The 19500-nt window shown below is 67.5% G+C and carries 20 protein-coding genes; 13 read left to right on the forward strand and 7 right to left on the reverse strand.

The features are described from left to right. Positions 1-34: 34 nt before the first annotated feature. From ACREYQ_RS11605 to ACREYQ_RS11615, 3 genes are all read left to right on the forward strand, one after another. On the forward strand, positions 35-973 hold the full coding sequence (locus ACREYQ_RS11605; RefSeq protein WP_432257746.1) for a Bug family tripartite tricarboxylate transporter substrate binding protein: 939 nt from the start codon (positions 35-37) through the stop codon (positions 971-973). Between the two features lie 125 nt (positions 974-1098). Further along, positions 1099-1533, forward strand: a complete 435-nt coding sequence (locus ACREYQ_RS11610) for a PaaI family thioesterase (RefSeq protein ID WP_432257747.1) — start codon at positions 1099-1101, stop codon at positions 1531-1533. A gap of 91 nt (positions 1534-1624) precedes the next feature. Beyond that, entirely contained in the window at positions 1625-2605 is a 981-nt protein-coding gene (locus ACREYQ_RS11615; protein ID WP_432257748.1) for a Bug family tripartite tricarboxylate transporter substrate binding protein, read from the forward strand. A 104-nt stretch (positions 2606-2709) separates the two neighbouring features. Here the strand turns inward: ACREYQ_RS11615 and ACREYQ_RS11620 are convergent, their stop codons facing one another. Then, positions 2710-3966, reverse strand: a complete 1257-nt coding sequence (locus ACREYQ_RS11620) for an SUMF1/EgtB/PvdO family nonheme iron enzyme (RefSeq protein WP_432257749.1) — start codon at positions 3964-3966, stop codon at positions 2710-2712. Between the two features lie 129 nt (positions 3967-4095). Continuing rightward, positions 4096-5190, reverse strand: a complete 1095-nt coding sequence (gene egtD / locus ACREYQ_RS11625; protein WP_432257750.1) for an L-histidine N(alpha)-methyltransferase — start codon at positions 5188-5190, stop codon at positions 4096-4098. Positions 5191-5731: 541 nt separating this feature from the next. On the opposite strand from egtD, the gene ACREYQ_RS11630 reads away from it, so the two are divergent. The 3 genes from ACREYQ_RS11630 (at position 5732) to ACREYQ_RS11640 (ending at position 7860) form a co-directional block, all read left to right on the forward strand. Further along, positions 5732-6433 carry a TerC family protein gene (locus ACREYQ_RS11630; RefSeq protein WP_432257751.1) on the forward strand — a complete coding sequence of 234 codons (702 nt, stop codon included), beginning with the start codon at positions 5732-5734 and terminating at the stop codon, positions 6431-6433. Positions 6434-6568: 135 nt separating this feature from the next. Then, positions 6569-7363 (forward strand): thymidylate synthase, encoded by a 795-nt coding sequence (locus ACREYQ_RS11635; protein WP_432257752.1) that lies wholly within the window; start codon positions 6569-6571, stop codon positions 7361-7363. Continuing rightward, on the forward strand, positions 7360-7860 hold the full coding sequence (locus ACREYQ_RS11640; RefSeq protein ID WP_432257753.1) for a dihydrofolate reductase: 501 nt from the start codon (positions 7360-7362) through the stop codon (positions 7858-7860). The genes ACREYQ_RS11635 and ACREYQ_RS11640 overlap by 4 nt, the downstream gene beginning before the upstream one ends. A gap of 219 nt (positions 7861-8079) precedes the next feature. On the opposite strand, the gene pmbA is transcribed toward ACREYQ_RS11640, so the two are convergent. Further along, the gene (gene pmbA, locus ACREYQ_RS11645; protein ID WP_432257754.1) at positions 8080-9447 is read right to left on the reverse strand and encodes a metalloprotease PmbA; all 1368 of its coding nucleotides are present in this window, start codon (positions 9445-9447) and stop codon (positions 8080-8082) included. A 68-nt stretch (positions 9448-9515) separates the two neighbouring features. On the opposite strand from pmbA, the gene yjgA reads away from it, so the two are divergent. Next, positions 9516-10127, forward strand: coding sequence for a ribosome biogenesis factor YjgA (gene yjgA / locus ACREYQ_RS11650; protein WP_432257755.1), 612 nt, complete (start codon positions 9516-9518; stop codon positions 10125-10127). After that, positions 10124-10762, forward strand: coding sequence for a molybdopterin adenylyltransferase (gene mog, locus ACREYQ_RS11655; protein WP_432257756.1), 639 nt, complete (start codon positions 10124-10126; stop codon positions 10760-10762). Before yjgA ends, mog begins: the two co-directional genes overlap by 4 nt. Before the next feature lie 131 nt (positions 10763-10893). Here the strand turns inward: mog and ACREYQ_RS11660 are convergent, their stop codons facing one another. Next, positions 10894-11775 carry an AEC family transporter gene (locus ACREYQ_RS11660; protein ID WP_432257757.1) on the reverse strand — a complete coding sequence of 294 codons (882 nt, stop codon included), beginning with the start codon at positions 11773-11775 and terminating at the stop codon, positions 10894-10896. Between the two features lie 120 nt (positions 11776-11895). Then, complete coding sequence (orn, locus tag ACREYQ_RS11665) at positions 11896-12522, reverse strand: oligoribonuclease (RefSeq protein WP_432257758.1); 627 nt, start codon at positions 12520-12522, stop codon at positions 11896-11898. 227 nt (positions 12523-12749) lie between these two features. Between orn and ACREYQ_RS11670 the strand changes: the two genes are divergently transcribed. Genes ACREYQ_RS11670 through ACREYQ_RS11680 form a run of 3 tightly spaced genes read left to right on the forward strand, consistent with a single transcriptional unit; the run spans position 12750 to position 15314 of the window. Then, positions 12750-13997 carry a M48 family metallopeptidase gene (locus tag ACREYQ_RS11670; RefSeq protein ID WP_432257759.1) on the forward strand — a complete coding sequence of 416 codons (1248 nt, stop codon included), beginning with the start codon at positions 12750-12752 and terminating at the stop codon, positions 13995-13997. After that, the gene (rsgA, locus tag ACREYQ_RS11675; RefSeq protein WP_432257760.1) at positions 13994-14965 is read left to right on the forward strand and encodes a ribosome small subunit-dependent GTPase A; all 972 of its coding nucleotides are present in this window, start codon (positions 13994-13996) and stop codon (positions 14963-14965) included. The genes ACREYQ_RS11670 and rsgA overlap by 4 nt, the downstream gene beginning before the upstream one ends. A gap of 43 nt (positions 14966-15008) precedes the next feature. Further along, positions 15009-15314: a putative signal transducing protein gene (locus ACREYQ_RS11680; protein ID WP_432257761.1), complete on the forward strand. Its 306-nt coding sequence runs from the start codon at positions 15009-15011 to the stop codon at positions 15312-15314. A 27-nt stretch (positions 15315-15341) separates the two neighbouring features. On the opposite strand, the gene ACREYQ_RS11685 is transcribed toward ACREYQ_RS11680, so the two are convergent. Both ACREYQ_RS11685 and ACREYQ_RS11690 read right to left on the reverse strand, forming a co-directional pair. Beyond that, the gene (locus tag ACREYQ_RS11685) at positions 15342-16346 is read right to left on the reverse strand and encodes a CobD/CbiB family protein (protein WP_432257762.1); all 1005 of its coding nucleotides are present in this window, start codon (positions 16344-16346) and stop codon (positions 15342-15344) included. Positions 16347-16662: 316 nt separating this feature from the next. Beyond that, entirely contained in the window at positions 16663-17361 is a 699-nt protein-coding gene (locus tag ACREYQ_RS11690; protein ID WP_432257763.1) for a pirin family protein, read from the reverse strand. 152 nt (positions 17362-17513) lie between these two features. Between ACREYQ_RS11690 and ACREYQ_RS11695 the strand changes: the two genes are divergently transcribed. Together ACREYQ_RS11695 and gluQRS are read left to right on the forward strand one after the other, a co-directional pair. Further along, positions 17514-18434, forward strand: a complete 921-nt coding sequence (locus ACREYQ_RS11695; protein ID WP_432257764.1) for a LysR family transcriptional regulator — start codon at positions 17514-17516, stop codon at positions 18432-18434. 10 nt (positions 18435-18444) lie between these two features. Further along, positions 18445-19368 (forward strand): tRNA glutamyl-Q(34) synthetase GluQRS, encoded by a 924-nt coding sequence (gene gluQRS / locus ACREYQ_RS11700; protein WP_432257765.1) that lies wholly within the window; start codon positions 18445-18447, stop codon positions 19366-19368. Positions 19369-19500 lie beyond the last annotated feature (132 nt).

Here is a 19500-nt window from a genome sequence, read left to right on the forward strand (position 1 = left end):
GTCCATGTCGCTTCGCTCCTCCCTTCGCGGCGCCGTGCTGGTCGTGCTGGCGCTGTGCAGTATGCCTGTTCTGGCCGCATATCCGGACAAGCCAGTAAAGCTGGTCGTCGGCTATGCGCCAGGTGGCGCGACCGACATCGTCGCGCGGCTCCTCGCCGATCGCCTGGGCGCCAGATGGGGCCAGCCAGTCGTGGTGGAGAACAAGCCCGGCGCCAGCGGCATGATCGGCGCATTGCAGACCGTGCGTGCGCCGGCCGATGGATATACGTTGCTGCTGGGCTATTCGCCCGAGGTGTCCTTCAACAAGCTTGTGTTCAAGGAGATGCGCTACGACCCCATCAACGATCTCACACCCATCTCGCTGGCCGCCTCGGCACCGCTGGTGTTGTTCAGCGGCCCGGGGTTGCCGGTTTCCTCCATGCAGGAATTGCTTGCCCTGAAGCCCACTGGCCGGCCCATCACCTATGGCTCGCCGGGCATCGGCGGGCAGCAGCACCTGGCCGCCGAGATGCTGAAGCGGCTGACCGGCTTGCCGCTGACCCATGTTCCCTATCGTGGCACGTCCGCCGCCCTGACCGATCTGCTGGGTGGGCAGATCGACCTGTTCTTTGGGACCACGGTCGCGGCGCTTCCGTATGTGCGTGCCGGGAAGCTGAAACCCATTGCCGTGGCGGGTCCGGCACGCGACAGGATGTTGCCCGATGTGCCCACCACGACGGAACTGGGCATGGCGTCCCTGCAAATGACAAACTGGTTCGGCGTGTTCGCGCCAGCCGGCTTGCCGCCGGCTGTCGAGGGCAAGATCAGTGCCGATGTGAGGCAGGTGCTCGCGAGCGATGCCCTGGTCAAGGCTCTCGAGGAAAAGGGGCTGACCGCGACGCCGCTGCAGGGTGCCGCATTCAGGGCCTTCATCGCCGCCGAAATGAAGAAGTACCAGGCCGTCGTGTCCGACACTGGCCTTGCCCGCCAATAGCCGTTTCGGGCAAGTTATCCACCAGCCATCGAAGCAACAGTGCTGGATGACGGACTGAAGATCCTTGCCAGGGCCATCGAACATTGACCGCTGAGCGCGGGCATCACGCCCGGGAACGCATTGCCATGACACTGCCTGTCGGCACTCCACACCATATCCCCTTCCTCGCCGGGCTTGGCGTGCGTTTCAACGCCGCAGCAAACGCACGCAGCGAGATCGAACTCGGCGTTCGGCCGGATCACCAGAACAGCTGGGACATGGCCCATGGGGGCGTCCTGATGACACTGCTCGACGTGGCCATGGCCAACGCGGGGCGCTCATCGGATCCGGACGTGCGCAGTGTCCTGACCATCGAAATGAAGACGACTTTCATGGCACCAGGGCGAGGCAAGCTGACCGCGCGCGGTCATTGCGTGCATCACACCAGCACCATGGCCTTTTGCGAGGGCGAGATTGTCGATGCCGACGGCAAGCTGGTTTCGCGTGCATCTGGCACGTTCCGGTATGTCAAGGCGGCGCCCATCCCGGCCCAATGCCGCGATGGCGCTGGCGGCAACTGACCCCGTCCGATGCACAAAGCATCCGGAGTTCTGCGCGAATCCACATAGAGCGCGCTCGCGGAGCCTCAATCAGGAAATGGAGCTGACTGGAATGACTTTCGTCCGACGCAGACAACTACTTGCCGCGATTGCCTCGCTGCCGGCAACGCCTCCTCTGTTCGCGCAGGCCAGCGGGGCCTGGCCCGGCAGGCCGGTCAGGATTGTCGTTCCCGCGCCGCCCGCGGGAGGCACCGACATTCTTGCCAGATTGCTGGCCGAGCGGTTGTCGGCGGCATTCAGGCAACCCTTCGTGATCGAGAACAAGCCGGGCGCCAACGGCATGATCGGCAGCGAGACGGTAGCGCGCGCCGCCCCTGACGGATACACGCTCCTGTTTTCCTTCGCGGGCGCCATGGTCGTGAGTCCAGCGCTGTATCGAAGGGCGCTTGATCCGCTGCAGAGCTTCGAGTCCATTGCTCAGGCGGGATCCGTCGGCAACCTGTTGCTAGCATCACCGCGGCTGCCAGTGCGCAGCCTGCGCGAGCTTGTGGCTTACGCCAGAAAGCATCCCGGGGAACTGAGCTACGGCAGCTGGGGAATCGGTTCCGGGGCGCATCTTGCCATGGAGACGTTCCTCGGCCAGGCCGGCATCGTCATGAACCATGTTCCTTACAAGGGTGCCGCGAACGTCGCGACGGACGTGCTGGGCGGCACGCTCATGCTTGGCTGGGCCGACTCAAGCTCGCAAATCCAGCAAGTCAAGGCGGGCAGGCTTGTCGCGCTGGCCGTGAGCGGCAGCAGTCGTCTGCCACAGTTGCCAGATGTGCCGACCATGTCGGAACAGGGCTACGCCTTCGATACCACGAGCTGGTACGGCCTGTTTGCACCGGCGCACACCCCTGCCGAAATCGTGCGCCGGCTTAATGGCGAAGTGCTGGGGGGCCTCGCCACCCCGCAGCTGCAGGACCGTCTGACGGCGCTGAACATCGCATCGGTCCCGCCGCTAAGCCCTGGCCAGTTCAGGCAACTCGTGGAACACGACATGAAGACGTGGCACCGGCTGGCGCTCGCAGCCGGCGTCAAGCCGGAATAATGGAGTTCAGTACGCGCCCCGGAAGCAGGCAAGTGCCATCACGACGGCGATTGGCCGTCATCGCCATTCTTCCGGCAGGCGCCTGCTGAAGCCGCTTGCCGCCGCTACAGCGCGCAGGTGCGAAAGCCGATAAAGGAAAGATCATCCTCGGGCAGCCGCGCCCACCGTGCCCGCACATGGCGCAGCCGCGCCGGGCTGGCGAACGAGACGCCGCGCACCGCCTGGTGCGTGCCGAAGCGCCCCACCATCTCGCCGTCGGACGGCGCCGCGGCAAAGCCCGCATAGGGTTCGTACGGCGTGGCGGTCCACTCCCGCAGCGCACCCCACTGCAGGCCACGGTTCTGCGTCGCGGCAAGCTCCCATTCCGATTCCACCGGCAGGCGCCGTCCCGCCCACACGCACCACGCCTGCGCCTCGTACAGCGTGACGTGGCGCACCGCCTCGTCCGGATTGAGCGTGCGCAGGGTGCCGAAGCGCTCCACCATCCAGGCGCGCGAATCCGGATGCCGCGACCAGTAGCGCGGCGCCGAGCGCTCCTGCGTCATCAGCCACTGGCGCCCCGCCGACGACCACCAGGCCGGGTGCTCATAGCCGCCGTCCTCAACAAACTCCAGGAACTGCGCGTTGCTGACCAGCGCCATGTCCAGTTCAAACGCAGGGACATAGGTGGGCTGGGGCGGCAGCTCGTCCGGCCAGGCAAAGCCGTCGGGGTCGCTCCAGCCCAGCGTGAAGCGTCCGCCCGGGAAATGCAGCGTGCCGCCATGCCCTGCCGGCTGCGCCGGGCCGGCGCCGATGGCCTCCGCCGGCGCCATGCCCAGTGCCTGCAACAGGGCGGCCACCCCTTCGCCCCGCGCATCCTCGTGCAGCAGGGCGCGGCGGTACGGGTACAGGGTCAGATCGCTGTCGTCGGGCAGCAGTGCGATCCGGCGCAGCACGCCGTCGAGCACGTCGGCCGCATAGCGCTTGACCACCGCGACGTCCGGCAGCGCGACATCCCAGCGCTCGTCCGGGCCAATGCGGTCCGGGTCGAACCATTCGTCGGCGCCGTCCAGCAGCGACGGCTCGGACGCCACCGGCACCGGCACGCCGCCGCGATCGACCTGGCGCACGCCGCGCAGGCACCACCACTCCGCATGCCAGGCCACATGCCCGAGCGTCCATAGCGGCGGATCGGCATCGTACTGGCGCGGCACGTCGCAGGCGCGGCGCGTCTGCCCGAACGGCGCCAGCCACGCCAGCGTGCGGTTGCGCGCGTCGACCAGCGCCTGTGCCAGGCCTTCGCGCGGCAAGCGGCGCGGGTCGGACCAGGTTGCCTTGCCGCCGGTGAAATAGAGATCGGGAAGCATGGGAAAGCCGCTCATCGGGAGGGTCCGCGCAGGGAATGAACAGTGACAGGCAGGGATTGAAGCAGGCGACAGTCACGGCGCGCCGTGACTATCGGCCATTATGACACCACCTGCCAACCCTGCCAGGCGCGCCCCGGCAGGGCATCAGCCGCGCGCGTGAAACACCGCGAACCAGCCGCGCGGATCGGTCCAGCACACCGGATCGTCAAAGCCGGCGGCTTCCAGCAGCAGTGCGAAGTCTTCCGGGCGGTACTTGTACGAATCCTCGGTATGGATGCGGTCGCCGGCGGCAAATTCGCGCGCCCCGCCCTCCCACTGCACGCGCACTTCGCGGCAGGCCTGCAGGTGCATCTGGATGCGCGAGGCCTGGCGGTCGAAGCTCGCCACATGGCGCCAGTCATCGATCGAGAAGTCCGTGCCGACGATGCGGTTCACGTTGCGCAGCACGTTGCGGTTGAACGCGGCGGTCACGCCCAGCGGGTCGTCATAGGCCGATACCAGCGTGGCCTCGTCCTTGTGCAGGTCCACGCCGATCAGCACGCCGTCGCCGCGCCCGGCCGCGCCACGCATGCGCTGCAGCAGCGCCAGGGCCTCCAGCGGGGCGAAATTGCCGATGCTCGAACCCGGGTAGAAGAACAGGCGCCTGCCACGCCTGACATTGACAGGCAGGTCGAACGGCGCGCACAGGTCAGCGCCCAGGCCCAGCATCGGGATCTCGGGATGCTGCTGCTGCAGCGCAGACAGCGTTGCACGCAGAAACTCGACCGAGATATCCAGCGCCACGTACTGCGCCGGACGCAGGCTGCCGAACAGCCGCGCAGCCTTCTCGCAGTTGCCCGCGCCCAGGTCCACCAGCACGCAACCGCTGCCGGCGCGCGCCGCGATGGCCGGTCCCGCGCTGGCAAAGATCTCGGCCTCGGTGCGGGTCGGGTAGTACTCGGGCAGGTCGGTGATGGCCTCGAACAGGCGCGAACCCAGCACGTCGTAGAAGAACTTGGGACTGATGGCAGCCTGCCCGGCGCGCAGGCCGGCCAGCACCTGCTCGCGCAACGCGCCGCTGTCTTCGCGGTACTGCTGCACGAATTCCGGCTGCGGCGGCCGGTGCGGGTGGCCATTGGCCAGCGCAACCAGCGCCAGCGGCGCGGCCGCATGGCCGTTATGGTGGTTCAGAGGCGGGAGAGGTGGCTGCGGGGCTTTGTTCTGCGGGGGCGTGTTCGGCGGGTTCGGGACAGCCGGCATGTTGTTTCCTTGTATGGTCGCAAATGGGCACTGCGTATTCCCCAAGGCCGCGCTTGCATGTCGTGCGCGCCGGTCTCCGCAACGCATTCCTGTGCTGTCCGGGACGCATCGGGCGGAGCCGAATTTCAAGGATAGGCCGATCCGGCGGATCGCGCAGCGTCCAATGGCGATATGGAAGGCGTTCGGACAGCCTGAGCTACCCATAGGAGCCGAACTCGGCACTTTGATTTCTTGCGTCAGTGTCTTTCCTGATGAGGCATGGCCCCTGCAGTTCGTTTATAATTCCGCCCAGCGCGACCCCGAATTGGTCGCGTCCCTCAAAGGGGAGTAGCTCCGGGGCCCATGCCCTTAGCACAATCGTCATTCCGAGGCTCGCGCCTCCGGTTGTGCTGACACCGGCGCGCATACCGCGCCAGCTGTCGAGCAAGACCTTTGCAACCTGGTTCTCATGGTTTGCAAAGGCGGCCCCACCCTCCCATGCTCCGTGAATCCAGGCGAACCCAACGCGCGCTTGCGCCGATTCGTACCCTGAGGAGAGTTCATGGAGTGGTTTACCGATCTGTTCACGATGCAGTTCCTGACGGCACTGCTGTCCATCGTCGTCATTGACCTGGTGCTGGCCGGCGACAATGCCATCGTGATTGCCCTGGCGGCACGCAACCTGCCCGCCCACCTGCAAAAGAAGGCCATTGTCTGGGGTACCGTCGGTGCCGTGGTGGTGCGCTCGGCCATGACCATCGGCGTGGTCTGGCTGCTGAAGATTCCTGGCCTGATGCTGGTTGGCGGCCTGGCGCTGGTGTGGATTGCCTACAAGCTGCTGTCCGACGAAGGCGACGGCGACGGGCACGGCTCGGGCGCCTCGACCCTGTGGGGCGCGATGAAAACCATCATCATCGCCGACGCGGTGATGGGCGTGGACAACGTGCTGGCCGTGGCCGGCGCCGCCCACGGCAGCTTCCTGCTGGTGGTGCTGGGCCTGCTGATCAGCATCCCCATCGTGGTGTGGGGCTCGAGCCTGGTGCTCAAGCTGATGGCCCGCTTCCCGGTCATCATCTACCTGGGCGCGGGCGTGCTGGCGTTCACCGCGGTCAAGATGATCGTGCACGAGCCCATGATCAAGGCGTACTTCGAAGCCAACCCGCTGATCAACTGGGGCCTGTACGTGCTGATCGTCGGCGGCGTGCTGGGCGCCGGCTACCTGGTGCAGAAGCGCCGCGTGCAGCTGCCGGCAACCAGCCACTAAGGCCTGCCGCCATGCCGGGGCGGCAAGCCCCGGCAACCTGCAATAAGGGCCGCCCGGAGGGGCGGCCCTTATTGCTTTAAAATGCCTGCTTTGCGGGTCCAGCGCCCGCGTCACTTCCCATCCCGCCCCGCGCCGATGAAACAGTATCTCGACTTCATGCGCCATGTGTACGAGCATGGCACCGACAAGGCCGACCGCACCGGCACCGGCACGCGCTCGGTGTTCGGCTACCAGATGCGCTTCGACCTGCGCGAAGGCTTCCCGGTGGTCACCACCAAGAAGCTGCACCTGAAGTCGATCATCTATGAACTGCTGTGGTTCCTGCAGGGCTCGACCAACGTGCGCTGGCTGCAGGAGCACGGCGTCACCATCTGGGACGAGTGGGCCGACGAGAACGGCGAACTGGGCCCGGTCTACGGCTCGCAGTGGCGCTCGTGGCCGGCGCCGGACGGCCGCCATATCGACCAGATCACCGACCTGGTGGCGCAGATCCGCGCCAACCCGGATTCGCGCCGCCTGATCGTGTCGGCCTGGAACGTGGCCGACATCCCGCGCATGAAGCTGCCGCCCTGCCACGCGTTCTTCCAGTTCTACGTGGCCGATGGCCGGCTGTCGTGCCAGCTCTACCAGCGCAGCGCCGACATCTTCCTGGGCGTGCCGTTCAACATTGCCAGCTATGCGCTGCTGACCCACATGATGGCGCAGCAGACCGGGCTGGACGTGGGCGACTTCGTCTGGACCGGCGGCGACTGCCATCTGTACAACAATCATTTCGAGCAGGTGCAGACCCAGCTCGCGCGCGAGCCGCTGGCGCTGCCGCAACTGAAGATCCTGCGCAAGCCCGACAGCATCTTCGACTACCGCTACGAAGACTTCGAACTGGCCGGCTACCAGTCGCACGCCGCCATCAAGGCACCGGTGGCCGTATGACGCTGCTGACACTGGTTGTTGCCCGCGCCCGCAACGGCACCATCGGCCGCGACAACACGCTGCCGTGGCGCCTGCCGGAAGACCTGGCGCACTTCAAGCGCACCACCATGGGCGCGCCCGTGATCATGGGCCGCAAGACCTGGGACTCGATCGGCCGCCCGCTGCCGGGGCGCCGCAATATCGTGGTCAGCCGCAACCCGGATCTGCGCATCGAGGGCGCCGAGGTGGCCGCCTCGCTGGAAGACGCGCAACTGCTATGCGTGGGCGCCGAGCAGATCTTCCTGATCGGCGGCGCGCAGCTCTATGCCGAAGCCATGCCATGCGCGGACCGGCTGGTGGTGACGGAGATCGACGCGGACGTGGAAGGCGATGCCTTCTTCCCGGCGATCGACCGCACCCAATGGATTGAAACCGCGCGCGAGACGCATCATTCGGAGGCGAATGGCTTCGACTATGCCTTCGTCACATATGAGCGGCCGCCGTCGGACGAATCGTAAGGCGTTGCGCGGGCAATAAAAAAGCAGGCCGGCCGGCCTAATGCCGTTCAGTTAACCACCGTCGTTCCCGCGCAGGCGGGAACCCAGTGACTTCATCCCCGAAGGGGACGTGAAAGACGCTGGATTCCCGCCTGCGCGGGAATGACAGTGGCGTTTGATACCTTAACTGAACAGCATTAGGCCGGCCGGCCTGCTTCTTCTTTGGGTGGCACGCGCCGCTCAGGTGCCGGCAATCGTCATCTGCTCAAGCAGGATCGAGCCGGTTTCCTTGGTGCCGCGCACCAGCGCATCCGCGCCGATGGCAACGATCTGCCGGAACATCTCGGCCATGTTGCCGGCGATGGTGATTTCTTCCACGGGGTACTGGATCACCCCGTTCTCGACCCAGTAACCCGAGGCGCCGCGCGAATAGTCGCCGGTCACATAGTTCACGCCCTGCCCCATCAGCTCGGTCACCAGCAGGCCGGTGCCGAGCTTGCGCAGCATGGCCGGGAAGTCGTCGCCGGGCTCGGTCAGCTTGCTCGACAGCGTCAGGTTGTGCGAGCCGCCGGCATTGCCGGTAGTCTGCATGCCGAGCTTGCGCGCGGAATAGGTCGACAGGAAGTAGCCTTGCACCACGCCGTCGCGCACCACGTCGCGGGCGCGGGTGCGCACGCCTTCCTCGTCGAACGGGGCGCTGCCCATGGCGCCGGGGGTATGGGGCTGTTCATGGATCTGGATGTGCGGGGCGAACACGGCCTGGCCCAGCGAATCGCACAGGAAGGTGGACTTGCGGTACAGCGCGCCGCCGGATACCGCCTGCACGAAGGCGCCAAGCAGCCCCGCGGCCAGCGGCGCCTCGAACAGCACCGGGCAGCGGCGCGTGGACAGCTGGCGCGCCTGCAGCCGCGCCAGCGCGCGCTCGGCGGCGTAGCGGCCGATGTCCTCAGGCGCGGCCAGTGCCAGCGGCGAGCGCTTGGACGAATACCAGTCGTCGCGCTGCATGCCGCCGCCGCTGCCGGCGATCGGCGCGCACGAGATGAAATGGCGCGAATACGGGTAGCCGCCCGAGAAGCCGCGCGTGGTCGCCAGCACGAACTGCGAATGCTGCGCCGACACGCTGGCACCATCGCTGTTGCGGATGCGCGGCGACACCGCGAAGGCCGCGGCCTCGGCGCGGGTGGCGATGTCGATGGCGCGCTCGGCGTCCAGCGCCCACGGGTGGAACAGGTCCAGATCCTGCGGCGCGTGTTCCAGCAGGTCTTCCTCGGCCAGGCCGGCGCAGTCGTCCTCGGCGGTGAAGCGGGCGATGTTGTAGGCCGCCTCGGCAGTGGCGCGCAGCGCGGCCGGCGAGAAGTCCGAGGTGCTGGCGTTGCCGCGGCGCTTGCCGATCATCACCGTGACCCCGACCACCTTGTCGCGGTTCTGCTCGATGGTCTCCACCTGCCCCTTGCGCACCGATACCGACAGGCCACTGCCTTCCGAAATCTCCGTGGCGGCGTCGGTCGCCCCCAGTTCGCGTGCCACGCGCAGCACATCGGCGGCCATCTCGCTGAGCTGGGCCTGGGTGTAGGTGAAATGCGCGGTCTGTTCGGCGATCTGGTCCATGTGGTCCATGCTGGGGCGGGTGTCATCAAAAGTCCAAGCGGCAATCATAGCAAGATAAAATGCCGGGCATGACGCGAAATTCCCGTAACCCCCAAGGCTCGCGCTTTCCCGGAGGCTTTGCGCCCGAACCGGAAGACGACGAACCGAAAAGCAAGTCGCAGCGCAAGCGCGACATGACCGCCCTGCAGGACCTTGGCGCCGAACTCGAAGCGCTGGCCAAGGACCGCCTGGCGCGCGTGCCCATGCCCGAAGCGCTGGCCGACGCCATCCACCAGGCGCGCCGCATCAACAGCCACGAAGGCAAGCGCCGCCAGATGCAGTTCGTGGGCAAGATCATGCGCGGCCTTGAGGACGAAGAGGTCGAGGTGATCCGGCAAGCGCTGGAAGGCTTCAAAGGCACCAGCAAGGCCGAGACCGCCCGCATGCATCTGATCGAGCGCTGGCGCGAACTGCTGCTGGCCGACGACGCGGCGCTGACGCGCTTCCTGGCCGAGCATCCCGGCAGCGACGTGCAGGCGCTGCGCAACACCATCCGCAACGCGCGCAAGGAAAAAGAGCTGGCCAAGCCGCCGCGCTATTTCCGCGAGCTGTTCCAGGCGATCAAGACGGCGCTCGACCTGAAGGATGGCAAGGGCGCTGCCACGGCGGACCAAGCCCCCACCCCGGAGCCCGAGGCATGACCCAGACCACCCAGCCGGTTGTCCGCAACCATCCCGACGAACTTGTTGTCGGCTTCGTTTCGATCTCGGACCGCGCCTCGGCCGGCACCTATCAGGACGAAGGCATCCCGGCGCTGCGCGACTGGTTCGGGCGCACGCTGACCTCGCCCTGGCAGGCGCTGGAGTGCCTGATTCCGGACGAGCAGGCGCTGATCGCGCGCACGCTGATCGAGCTGGTCGACGTGGCCGGCTGCGACCTGGTGCTGACCACCGGCGGCACCGGCCCGGCGCGCCGCGATGTGACGCCCGAGGCCACGCTGGCCGTGGGCACCAAGGAAATGCCCGGCTTTGGCGAGCAGATGCGCCAGGTCAGCCTGCATTTCGTGCCGACCGCGATCCTGTCGCGGCAGGTGGCGGTGATCCGCGAGACCGCCAGCCGCGCCGCGCTGATCGTCAACCTGCCCGGCCAGCCGCGCGCGATCCGCGAGACCCTGGAAGGCCTGCGCGACGCCGACGGCAAGTCCGTGGTGCAAGGGATCTTTGCGGCGGTGCCGTATTGCATCGACCTGATCGGCGGCCCCTACATGGAAACCGACGAAGCCATCGTCAAGGCCTGGCGCCCGAAGAACGCCGTGCGGGCCAAACCCGCGGCTTGATGGTTTTGCCCGTCGCCCCCGCGCAGGCGGGGACCCAGCGACTTCATCCCCAAAGGGGACGTGAAAGACGCTGGATTCCCGCCTGCGCGGGAATGACGAGCGCGCCTTCTAGCGACCTCGGAAAGCCGGCCTCAGCGCAAGCCCAGGTACAGCCCCACCGGCACGAACACGACCGCGGCGATATTGCCCAGCAGCACGATCGACGCCACCTGGTCCGGCTCCTGCCGGAAATGGTCCGCCACCAGGAAGTTCAGCACCGCCGGCGGCAGCGCGGCAAACACGAAGAGCAGCCCGCGCTGAAGTTCAGTCAGCGGCACCCATTGCGCCAGCAGCAGCGCCACCGCGATCCCCGTCAGCGGACACGCCGCGGCGCCCACCAGGCCCATGCCCCAGTTGCGCAGGCTCACGTCCTTCATGCGCACGCCCAGCGCAAACAGCATCAGCGGCACGGTGGCGTCGCCCAGCAGCTTGACCGACTGGTAGACCGGATCGGGCAGCGTGAACCACGGCCGCGCCAGCGCCAGCGCCACGCCCGCCACGGTGGCCAGCACCATCGGGTTGCGCGCGATCTGCGCCAGCGACGCATGCCGGTTGACGATCTTCATGCCGAGGGTGAAGTGCATCAGGTTCGACGCCGCGAACAGCGCCACCGCCGGCGCCAGGCCGGCCGGGCCGAAGGCGAAGACGGACAGCGGCAGGCCCATGTTGCCGCAGTTGTTGAACATCATCGGCGGCACGAAGGTGCGCGGATCGAGCTTCAGCAGCCGCGCCATGCCCCAGGCCAGCACGCCCGAGCCCAGCACCACCGCCACCGCGCAGCCCAGCAGCACCAGCTGGTCGGCCAGCACGAAATCCTTGCTGACGAAGGCCGACACCACCAGCAGCGGCGCGATCACGTCCAGCGTGGCGCGGTTGATGCCGGCCATGTCCGGATGGGCCTTGCGCCCGTACAGCCACCCGACCAGGATGATCAGGATGACCGGTGTGATGATGGAGACAATGCGCTCGAACATGGGCAGGCGGGCGGGGCGCGCCTCGGGCAGCGCGGGCGCCCGGCGGCGGCAAGGCGGCCGCCCGGCGCGGACGGCGCGTCGGTTGTGGTGGGTTGTTGTGACAGGAGCGGCTGGCCCCGCTTATTGCGCCGGGGTGTCGGCGGCTGGCGCATCGGCAGCGGGTGCCGCGCCCGGCGGGGTGTGGCGGATAAAGTGCGTGCGGTAGTAGCGCAGCTCTTCGACCGACTCCAGGATGTCGGCCAGCGCCGTGTGCAGCTGGCGCTTGATAAAGCCCTTGTGGATGGCCGGCTCCCAGCGCTTGCACAGTTCCTTGAGCGTGGACACGTCCAGGTTGCGGTAGTGGAAGAACGACTCCAGCTTGGGCATGTAGCGCGCCATGAAGCGGCGGTCCTGGCAGATCGAGTTGCCGCACATCGGCGACTTGCCGGCCGGCACCCAGCGCTTGAGGAAGGCCAGCAGCTCGGCCTCGGCCTGCTCTTCGGTCAGGGTCGACGCCTTGACCTTGTCGATCAGGCCCGAGCGGCCGTGGGTGCCCTTGTTCCAGTTGTCCATGCCGTTGAGCACGGCGTCGCTCTGGTGGATCACCAGCACGGGGCCTTCGGCCAGGATGTTGAGTTCGGAGTCGGTAATGACGATCGCGATTTCGATGATGCGGTCGGTATCCGGCTGCAGGCCGGTCATTTCCATGTCCAGCCAGATCAGGTTATTTTCACTTTTGACGGATTTGGCGGCGGCGTGGCTTGTCATCGGGACTGCGCAAGAGTGGGATTTCAGGGAAGCGGCCGCGGCGGGGCCGGGCGCGAACAATTTATAATTCTCGCATATCCGTCCGGGATGGCCGTTTGCGCACCAGCGCCGGGCCGTTTTCCGGATATCCCGGACCGCCGCCTGCCCCACCCCGGGATCCGGCGGTCCCAACGGACGCCCGCCGCGCACAATGCCGGGCGCCCGCACCCACAACAAGGCTCTTGCCGATGTTCACGATTGTCTTTCTCGCCGCCCTGGTGCTGATGGTGCTGACCAAGCTCTGGCTGGCCGCCCGCCAGGTCCGGCATGTGGCGCGGCACCGCAATGCGGTGCCAGAGCGCTTTGCCGACACCATCACCCTGGCCTCGCACCAGAAGGCCGCCGACTACACCATCGCCCGCACCCGGCTGTCAATGCTGGAAGTGCTGGCCGGGGCCGCGGTGCTGATCGGCTTCACCATGCTGGGCGGGCTGCAGTGGCTCAACCAGTTCTGGCTCGACGCCTTTGGGCCGGGCTACGCCTACGGCGTGGCGCTGGTGGCCAGCGTGGCGCTGATCGGCGGGCTGGTCGACCTGCCCTTCTCGCTGTACGGCCAGTTCGGCATCGAAGAGCGCTTCGGCTTCAACAAGATGACCTTCGGCCTGTGGCTGGCCGACATCGCCAAGATGCTGCTGGTGGCATGCGCGCTGGGCCTGCCGCTGCTGCTGGCGGTGCTGTGGCTGATGGCGCGCGCCGGCTCGCTGTGGTGGGTCTGGACCTGGCTGGTGTGGATGGCGTTCAACCTGTTCCTGCTGGTGGTGTTCCCGACCTTTATTGCGCCGCTGTTCAACAAGTTCGAGCCGCTGACCGATGAGTCGCTGCGCCAGCGCATCGAGGCCCTGATGCAGCGCTGCGGCTTTGCCAGCAAGGGCCTGTTCGTGATGGACGGCAGCAAGCGCAGCGCCCACGGCAATGCGTACTTCACCGGCTTTGGCGCCGCCAAGCGCATTGTCTTCTTCGACACGCTGCTGTCGCGCCTGTCGGGCGACGAGATCGAGGCCGTGCTGGCGCATGAGCTGGGCCACTTCAAGCGCCGCCATGTGGCCAAGCGCATCGCCGTCACCTTTGCGCTGAGCCTGGTGTTCCTGGCGCTGCTGGGCTGGCTGGCCACGCGCAGCTGGTTCTACACCGGGCTGGGCGTGGTGCCCAACCTGGGCGTATCGAACAGCGCGCTGGCGCTGGTGCTGTTCTTCCTGACGCTGCCGGTCTTCACCTTCCTGCTGGGGCCGCTGGCTAGCCAGTCGTCGCGCCGCCACGAGTTCGAGGCCGACGCCTTTGCCGCGGACCAGACCAACGCCGGCCACCTGGTCTCGGCCCTGGTGAAGCTGTACAAGGACAACGCCTCGACGCTGACGCCCGACCCGCTCTACAGCGCCTTCTACTACTCGCATCCGCCCGCCGCGCAGCGGATCGACCGACTGCTGGCGCACGCATGAGCCGCGCCGCGCGTCACCGCAACGCCGGCGGCGGCACCAATGCCGGCACCCATACCGAATCTGCGCTGATCGTCGCCGCCCACGGCCGCCACTATGTGGTCGAACTGGGCGACGGCACGCGCATGCATGCCTTCCCGCGCGGCAAGAAGAGCGACTGCGCGGTGGGCGACCATGTCAGCGTGGAGCGCGCCGCCGCCGACCAGTGCGTGATCACCAAAGCCTCGGCGCGCAAGAACCTGCTGCACCGCTCCGATCAGTTCAAGTCCAAGCTGCTGGCCGCCAATATCGACCAGGTCATCATCGTGCTGGCCACCGAGCCGGGCTTCTCCGAAGACCTGCTGGGGCGCGCGCTGGTGTCGGCCGAAGCGCTGGAGATCCGGCCGCTGATCGTGCTCAACAAGACCGACCTGCCCGAACGGCTGGAGGAAGCGCGGGGCCGCCTGGCGCTGTACCGCGAACTGGGCTACGACACGCTGGAGCTGTCGGTGCGCGCCGACCCGGCGCAAGCGCTGGCCACGCTCAAGCCGCGCCTGGCGGGACTGGCCAGCATCCTGATCGGGCAGTCGGGCATGGGCAAGTCGTCGCTGCTGAACCTGCTGATCCCCGGCGTCGACGCGCAGACTCGCGAGATCTCGGCCAAGCTCGATTCAGGCAAGCACACCACCACCTTCACCCGGCTCTACCACCTGCCGGCTGACTGGGGCACGGTGGACGGCCGCCCGGGCGCGCTGATCGATTCTCCGGGCTTCCAGGAGTTCGGCCTGTACCACCTCAGCGAGGGCATGCTGGAACGCGCCTTCCCGGAGTTCCGGCCGCTGCTGACCCAGTGCCGCTTCTACAATTGCCATCACGTCAACGAGCCCGGCTGCGGCGTGCTGGCCGCGGTGGCATCCGGTGCCATTTCCGAGCGCCGGCACCAGCTCTACACGCAGCTGCTGCACGAATCCAGCCAGCAGAAGCCCTGGTGAAGCCGTGGTAAGGTAAGCGCACCTGGGTTCCCGGTGCGCTGCCATGAAACTGCTGCTGTCCGCCACTTCCCTCGTCCATGCGGCCCATTGCCGGAACGTCCTGCGGGCGGCCGGCATCCGGGCGGAATTGCGCAATACCTGGCTGGCCGGCGCGGCCGGCGAGATCCCGTTCCGGGAGAGTGCGCCACAGGTGTGGCTGGTGGATGACGAGATGGAAGCCCAGGCGTGGGCGGTGCTCAATGCGGCCGCCAACCCGGCGCCGGGGCCCAGTTGGCAATGCCGCCATTGCCTGGAATGGCATGAGGCACAGTTCGGCGCCTGCTGGCGCTGCGGGGCGGCGCGGGACTAGCGCGGCCGGCCCGGTTCAGGCCCCTGCTCAGCCGATCCAGAGCGCCAGCGACAGCATGGCGAGCAGCAGCATCCACAACACCACTGCGCGCCACACCAGGCCCACGGCCGACTGCAGCGTGCGCACGCCGGGCTCGGCGCCAAACTCTGGCGGCGCGGGTTCCGGACCGCCGCTGCCGTCATCCTCCGCTTCCATGCCGGGCGCGTAGTCCACGGCCGGGCCGGCCACGCTGGCGCGCAGCACCACGGTGGAATCGTCCTCGGCCAGGGGCGTGCCCAGGCGCACGCCCAGCGCGCCGCCCCCGCTGGCAAGCAGGATGCCGTTGACGGCATCGTTCCACTTGCGCGCGTGGTTGCGCCAGGCATAGACCGCGTCCTCGAAGTTGCCGACGATGGCAAAGCCGATCGATGTCAGCCGCGACGGAATCCAGTCCAGCACATAGAAGGCGCGCGCCGCAAAGCGGCCCAGCGCGGGACTGCGCTCGGTCGAGGGCAGGCTCCAGTGGCGGCCGAGGTATTCGGCGGTGCGATACAGCACCACCCCGCCAGGGCCGATCGGCACCAGGAACCAGAAGAACACGCCGAACACGTGCCGGTGCACGGCGATGACTGCCGCTTCCAGCGTGTGCCGCACGATCTCGGAGACCGGCATCTCGACCGTGTCCAGGCCGGTCCACTCGTGCAGCAGCGTGCGGGCGGTATGGACGTCGTCGCGGTTCAGGGCTTCGTGGATATCCGTGAAGTAATGGCTGAACTGGCGAAAGCCCAGCGTCATGTACAGCACCAGAACGTTCCAGGCGAGCGTCAGCGCCACGCTGATCGAGGCCAGCAGGTAGTGCACCACCATCACCGCCAGGGTCAGGGGCAGGACCACGGTCAGCCAGGCCAGCGCGGCGTCGCGCGGGCGGCCGGTGTCGAAGGCGTGTTCCGCGCGGTCGCCGAGGGCGCGCACGATCTCGTGGATCGGGTTGTTGCGGCCCAGGGCACGGAACTGCTCAGCGATCAGCGCCAGGAGAATGGAAACAAAGGTCATCTTGGTACGGGGTGTTCCCAGGGCACGCCCGGCCCTTCCGGGCTTGCCGGCGATGTGCCGGCGCAGGCGCAATGCATAGCGAGAAGATAGCACAGCGCTACCTGCCGGGGCCCGGCGCGCCGCGCAAAAAGCAAAAGCCCGCCATCAGGCGTAATGCCGTTCAGTTAACCACTGTCGTTCCCGCGCAGGCGGGAACCCAGTGACTTCAAAAAACGCTGGATTCCCGCCTGCGCGGGAATGACGGTAGCGTTTGATACCTTAACTGAACGGCATTACCGCCATCAGGCGGGCTCTCGCATGCGGCAATGAACGCGGCTCAGGGCAGGTCGAACACCAGCACCTCGGCGCCATCGCCGCCGGACAGCGCGATGTCGGCCACGTCTTCCAGCCTGGCCGCGTCGCCGGCCTCGAGCGCCTTGCCGTTGATCGTTACCCGTCCGCGCGCCACGTGGACGTAGGCGCGGCGGCCCGGCGCCAGCGCCAGCGCGGCTGCCTCGTCGCCATCGAACAACCCGGCGTACAGGCGCACGTCCTGGTGCACCACCACCGAGCCTTCGGCGCCGTCGGCGCTGGCCACCAGGCGCAGCCTGCCGCGCTTGTCGGCCGCGTCAAAGTGCTTTTCCTCGTAGCCGGGGTCGATGCCGTTCTCGGCCGGCATGATCCAGATCTGCAGGAAGTGGGTGGTGTCGTGCGCAGCGTGGTTGTACTCCGAATGGCGCACGCCGGTGCCGGCACTCATGCGCTGCACGTCGCCCGGACGGATCACGCTGCCGTTGCCCATACTGTCCTTGTGGGCCAGCTCGCCTTCCAGCACATAGCTGATGATTTCCATGTCGCGGTGGCCATGGGTGCCAAAGCCCATGCCCGGCGCGACGCGGTCCTCGTTGATCACGCGCAGCGGCCCGAACTGCACATGCTGCGGGTCGTAGTAGTCGGCGAATGAGAACGAATGATAGGACTTCAGCCAGCCGTGATCGGCGTAACCGCGCTCTGCCGACTTTCTGATTTCAATCATTTTGATGGCCCTCCTTGAGCCTTTTCGCGGGAAGCATCGGCTGGATAGCCGTGTCTCGACATACGTCTTCGCTTTTGATGCTAGGAAGTTTAGGGCTTGAGGCGTATATTTGCGGGGACCACCTTAGAAGCAGTCATTCAGAATTTCTGAATATGGCCCTCTCGCTAGAATCCCTCGAAGTCCTGGACGCCATCGAACGCAAGGGCAGCTTTGCCGCTGCCGCCCACGAGATGGGCAAGGTCCCGTCCGCGCTGACCTATGTGGTGCGCAAGCTGGAAGAAGACCTGGACGTGCTGCTGTTCGACCGGCGCCGCCACCGCGCCGAGCTGACGCCGGCCGGGCGTGCCCTGCTCGACGAGGGCCGCCACCTGCTGCATGCCGCCGACGACCTGGCACGGCGCGTCAAGCGCCTGGCCACCGGCTGGGAAGCCACCCTCACCATCGTGGTCGACGACCTGATCAACTTCCGCGCGCTGCTGCCGGTGATCCAAGACTTCTATGCCGAGAACACCGCCACCCGGCTGCGCTTTTCCAAGGAAGTGCTGGGCGGCGCCTGGGATGCGCTGGTCAGCAACCGCGCCGACCTGGTGATCGGCGGCGCCTACGATGCACCCAGCACGCAGGGCTTCCAGATCCGGCCGATGGGGTCGATGCCGTTCGTGTTCGCGGTGGCCGCGCACCATCCGCTGGCCACCGAGGAAGGCCCGCTCACCACCATCCAGATCGCCAGACACCGCATCGTCGCGGTGGGCGACACTTCGCGCAACCTGCCGGCCCGCACCCACGGTGTGCTGGCCGGGCAGGACGTGCTGGTGGTGCCCACCATGCGCGACAAGCTCGAAGCGCAGATCCGCGGACTGGGCTGCGGCTGGCTGCCGGCGCCGATGGCGCAACCCCATATCGAAAGCGGCGTGCTGCAGGCGCGCGAGACCGTCGAGGTGCGCGCGCCGGGCAACTTCAAGGTGGCCTGGCGCAGCAGCAACCGCGGCAAGGCGCTGCAGTGGTGGGCCGGCAAGCTGGAAGATCCCCGCCTGGCGCAGGCCCTGCTGCAGCAACCCGACTTCGCCGGCTGAGGGCAGGTCCATGGCAGTGACGGCAGTCCCCACGGTTGCCTCGGCCGGCTATCGCGGCCGCTTTGCGCCCTCGCCCACCGGGCCGCTGCATATGGGCTCGCTGGTCACCGCGCTGGCCAGCTGGCTCGATGCGCGCGCGCATGGCGGGCAATGGCTGGTGCGCATCGAAGACATCGACATGCCGCGCTGCGTGCGCGGCGCCGACGAAGACATCCTGCGCACGCTGGAGCAACTGGGCATGACGCCGGACGAAGCGCCGGTGTGGCAGAGCCGGCGCGAACCGCTCTATGCCGATGCGCTGCGCCGCCTCGACGCCGCCGGGCAACTCTACCCGTGCGGTTGCTCGCGCAAGGAGATCGCCGATTCGCTGGTGCACGTGCGCGAGCGGCATCAGACCCTGGGCTATCCCGGCACGTGCCGCCACGGCCTGAACGGCAAGCTGCCGCGCGCCTGGCGCGTGCGCGTGCCGGACGGCCCGGCCGCCACCGTCTGCTTTGACGACCGCTGGCAGGGCCGCCAGTGCCAGGACCTGGAAACCGAGCTGGGCGACTTCGTGCTGCGCCGCGCGGACGGCCTCTGGGCCTACCAACTCGCGGTGGTGGTCGACGACGGCCTGCAGGGCATCTCGCATATCGTGCGCGGCGCCGACCTGCTCGACTCCACCCCGCGCCAGATCCACCTGCAGCATCTGCTGGGCCTGCCCACGCCGGCCTACCTGCACGTGCCGGTGGTGGCCAACGACATCGGCGAGAAGCTCAGCAAGCAGAGCGGCGCGCAGGCGATCGACACCAGCGCGCCGCTGGACGCGCTGCGCGAGGCCGGCACCCACCTGGGCCTGTCGAACGACGCGGGGAATGCGAAGGACTGGCTTGCGCGTGCCACCGATGGCTGGCGGCAGCGCCTGGCCACGCTGCCGCGCCCCCCGCACGGCTAGCGGCCCCCGAAAAAGCAATTGGCCCGCACAGGCGGTGATGCCGTTCAGTTGGCGACTGTCGTTCCCGCGCAGGCGGGAACCCAGTGACTTCATCCCCGAAGGGGACGTGAAAGACGCTGGATTCCCGCCTGC

This window comes from Cupriavidus sp. TMH.W2 (assembly GCF_050847365.1).
Taxonomy (GTDB): Bacteria; Pseudomonadota; Gammaproteobacteria; order Burkholderiales; family Burkholderiaceae; genus Cupriavidus.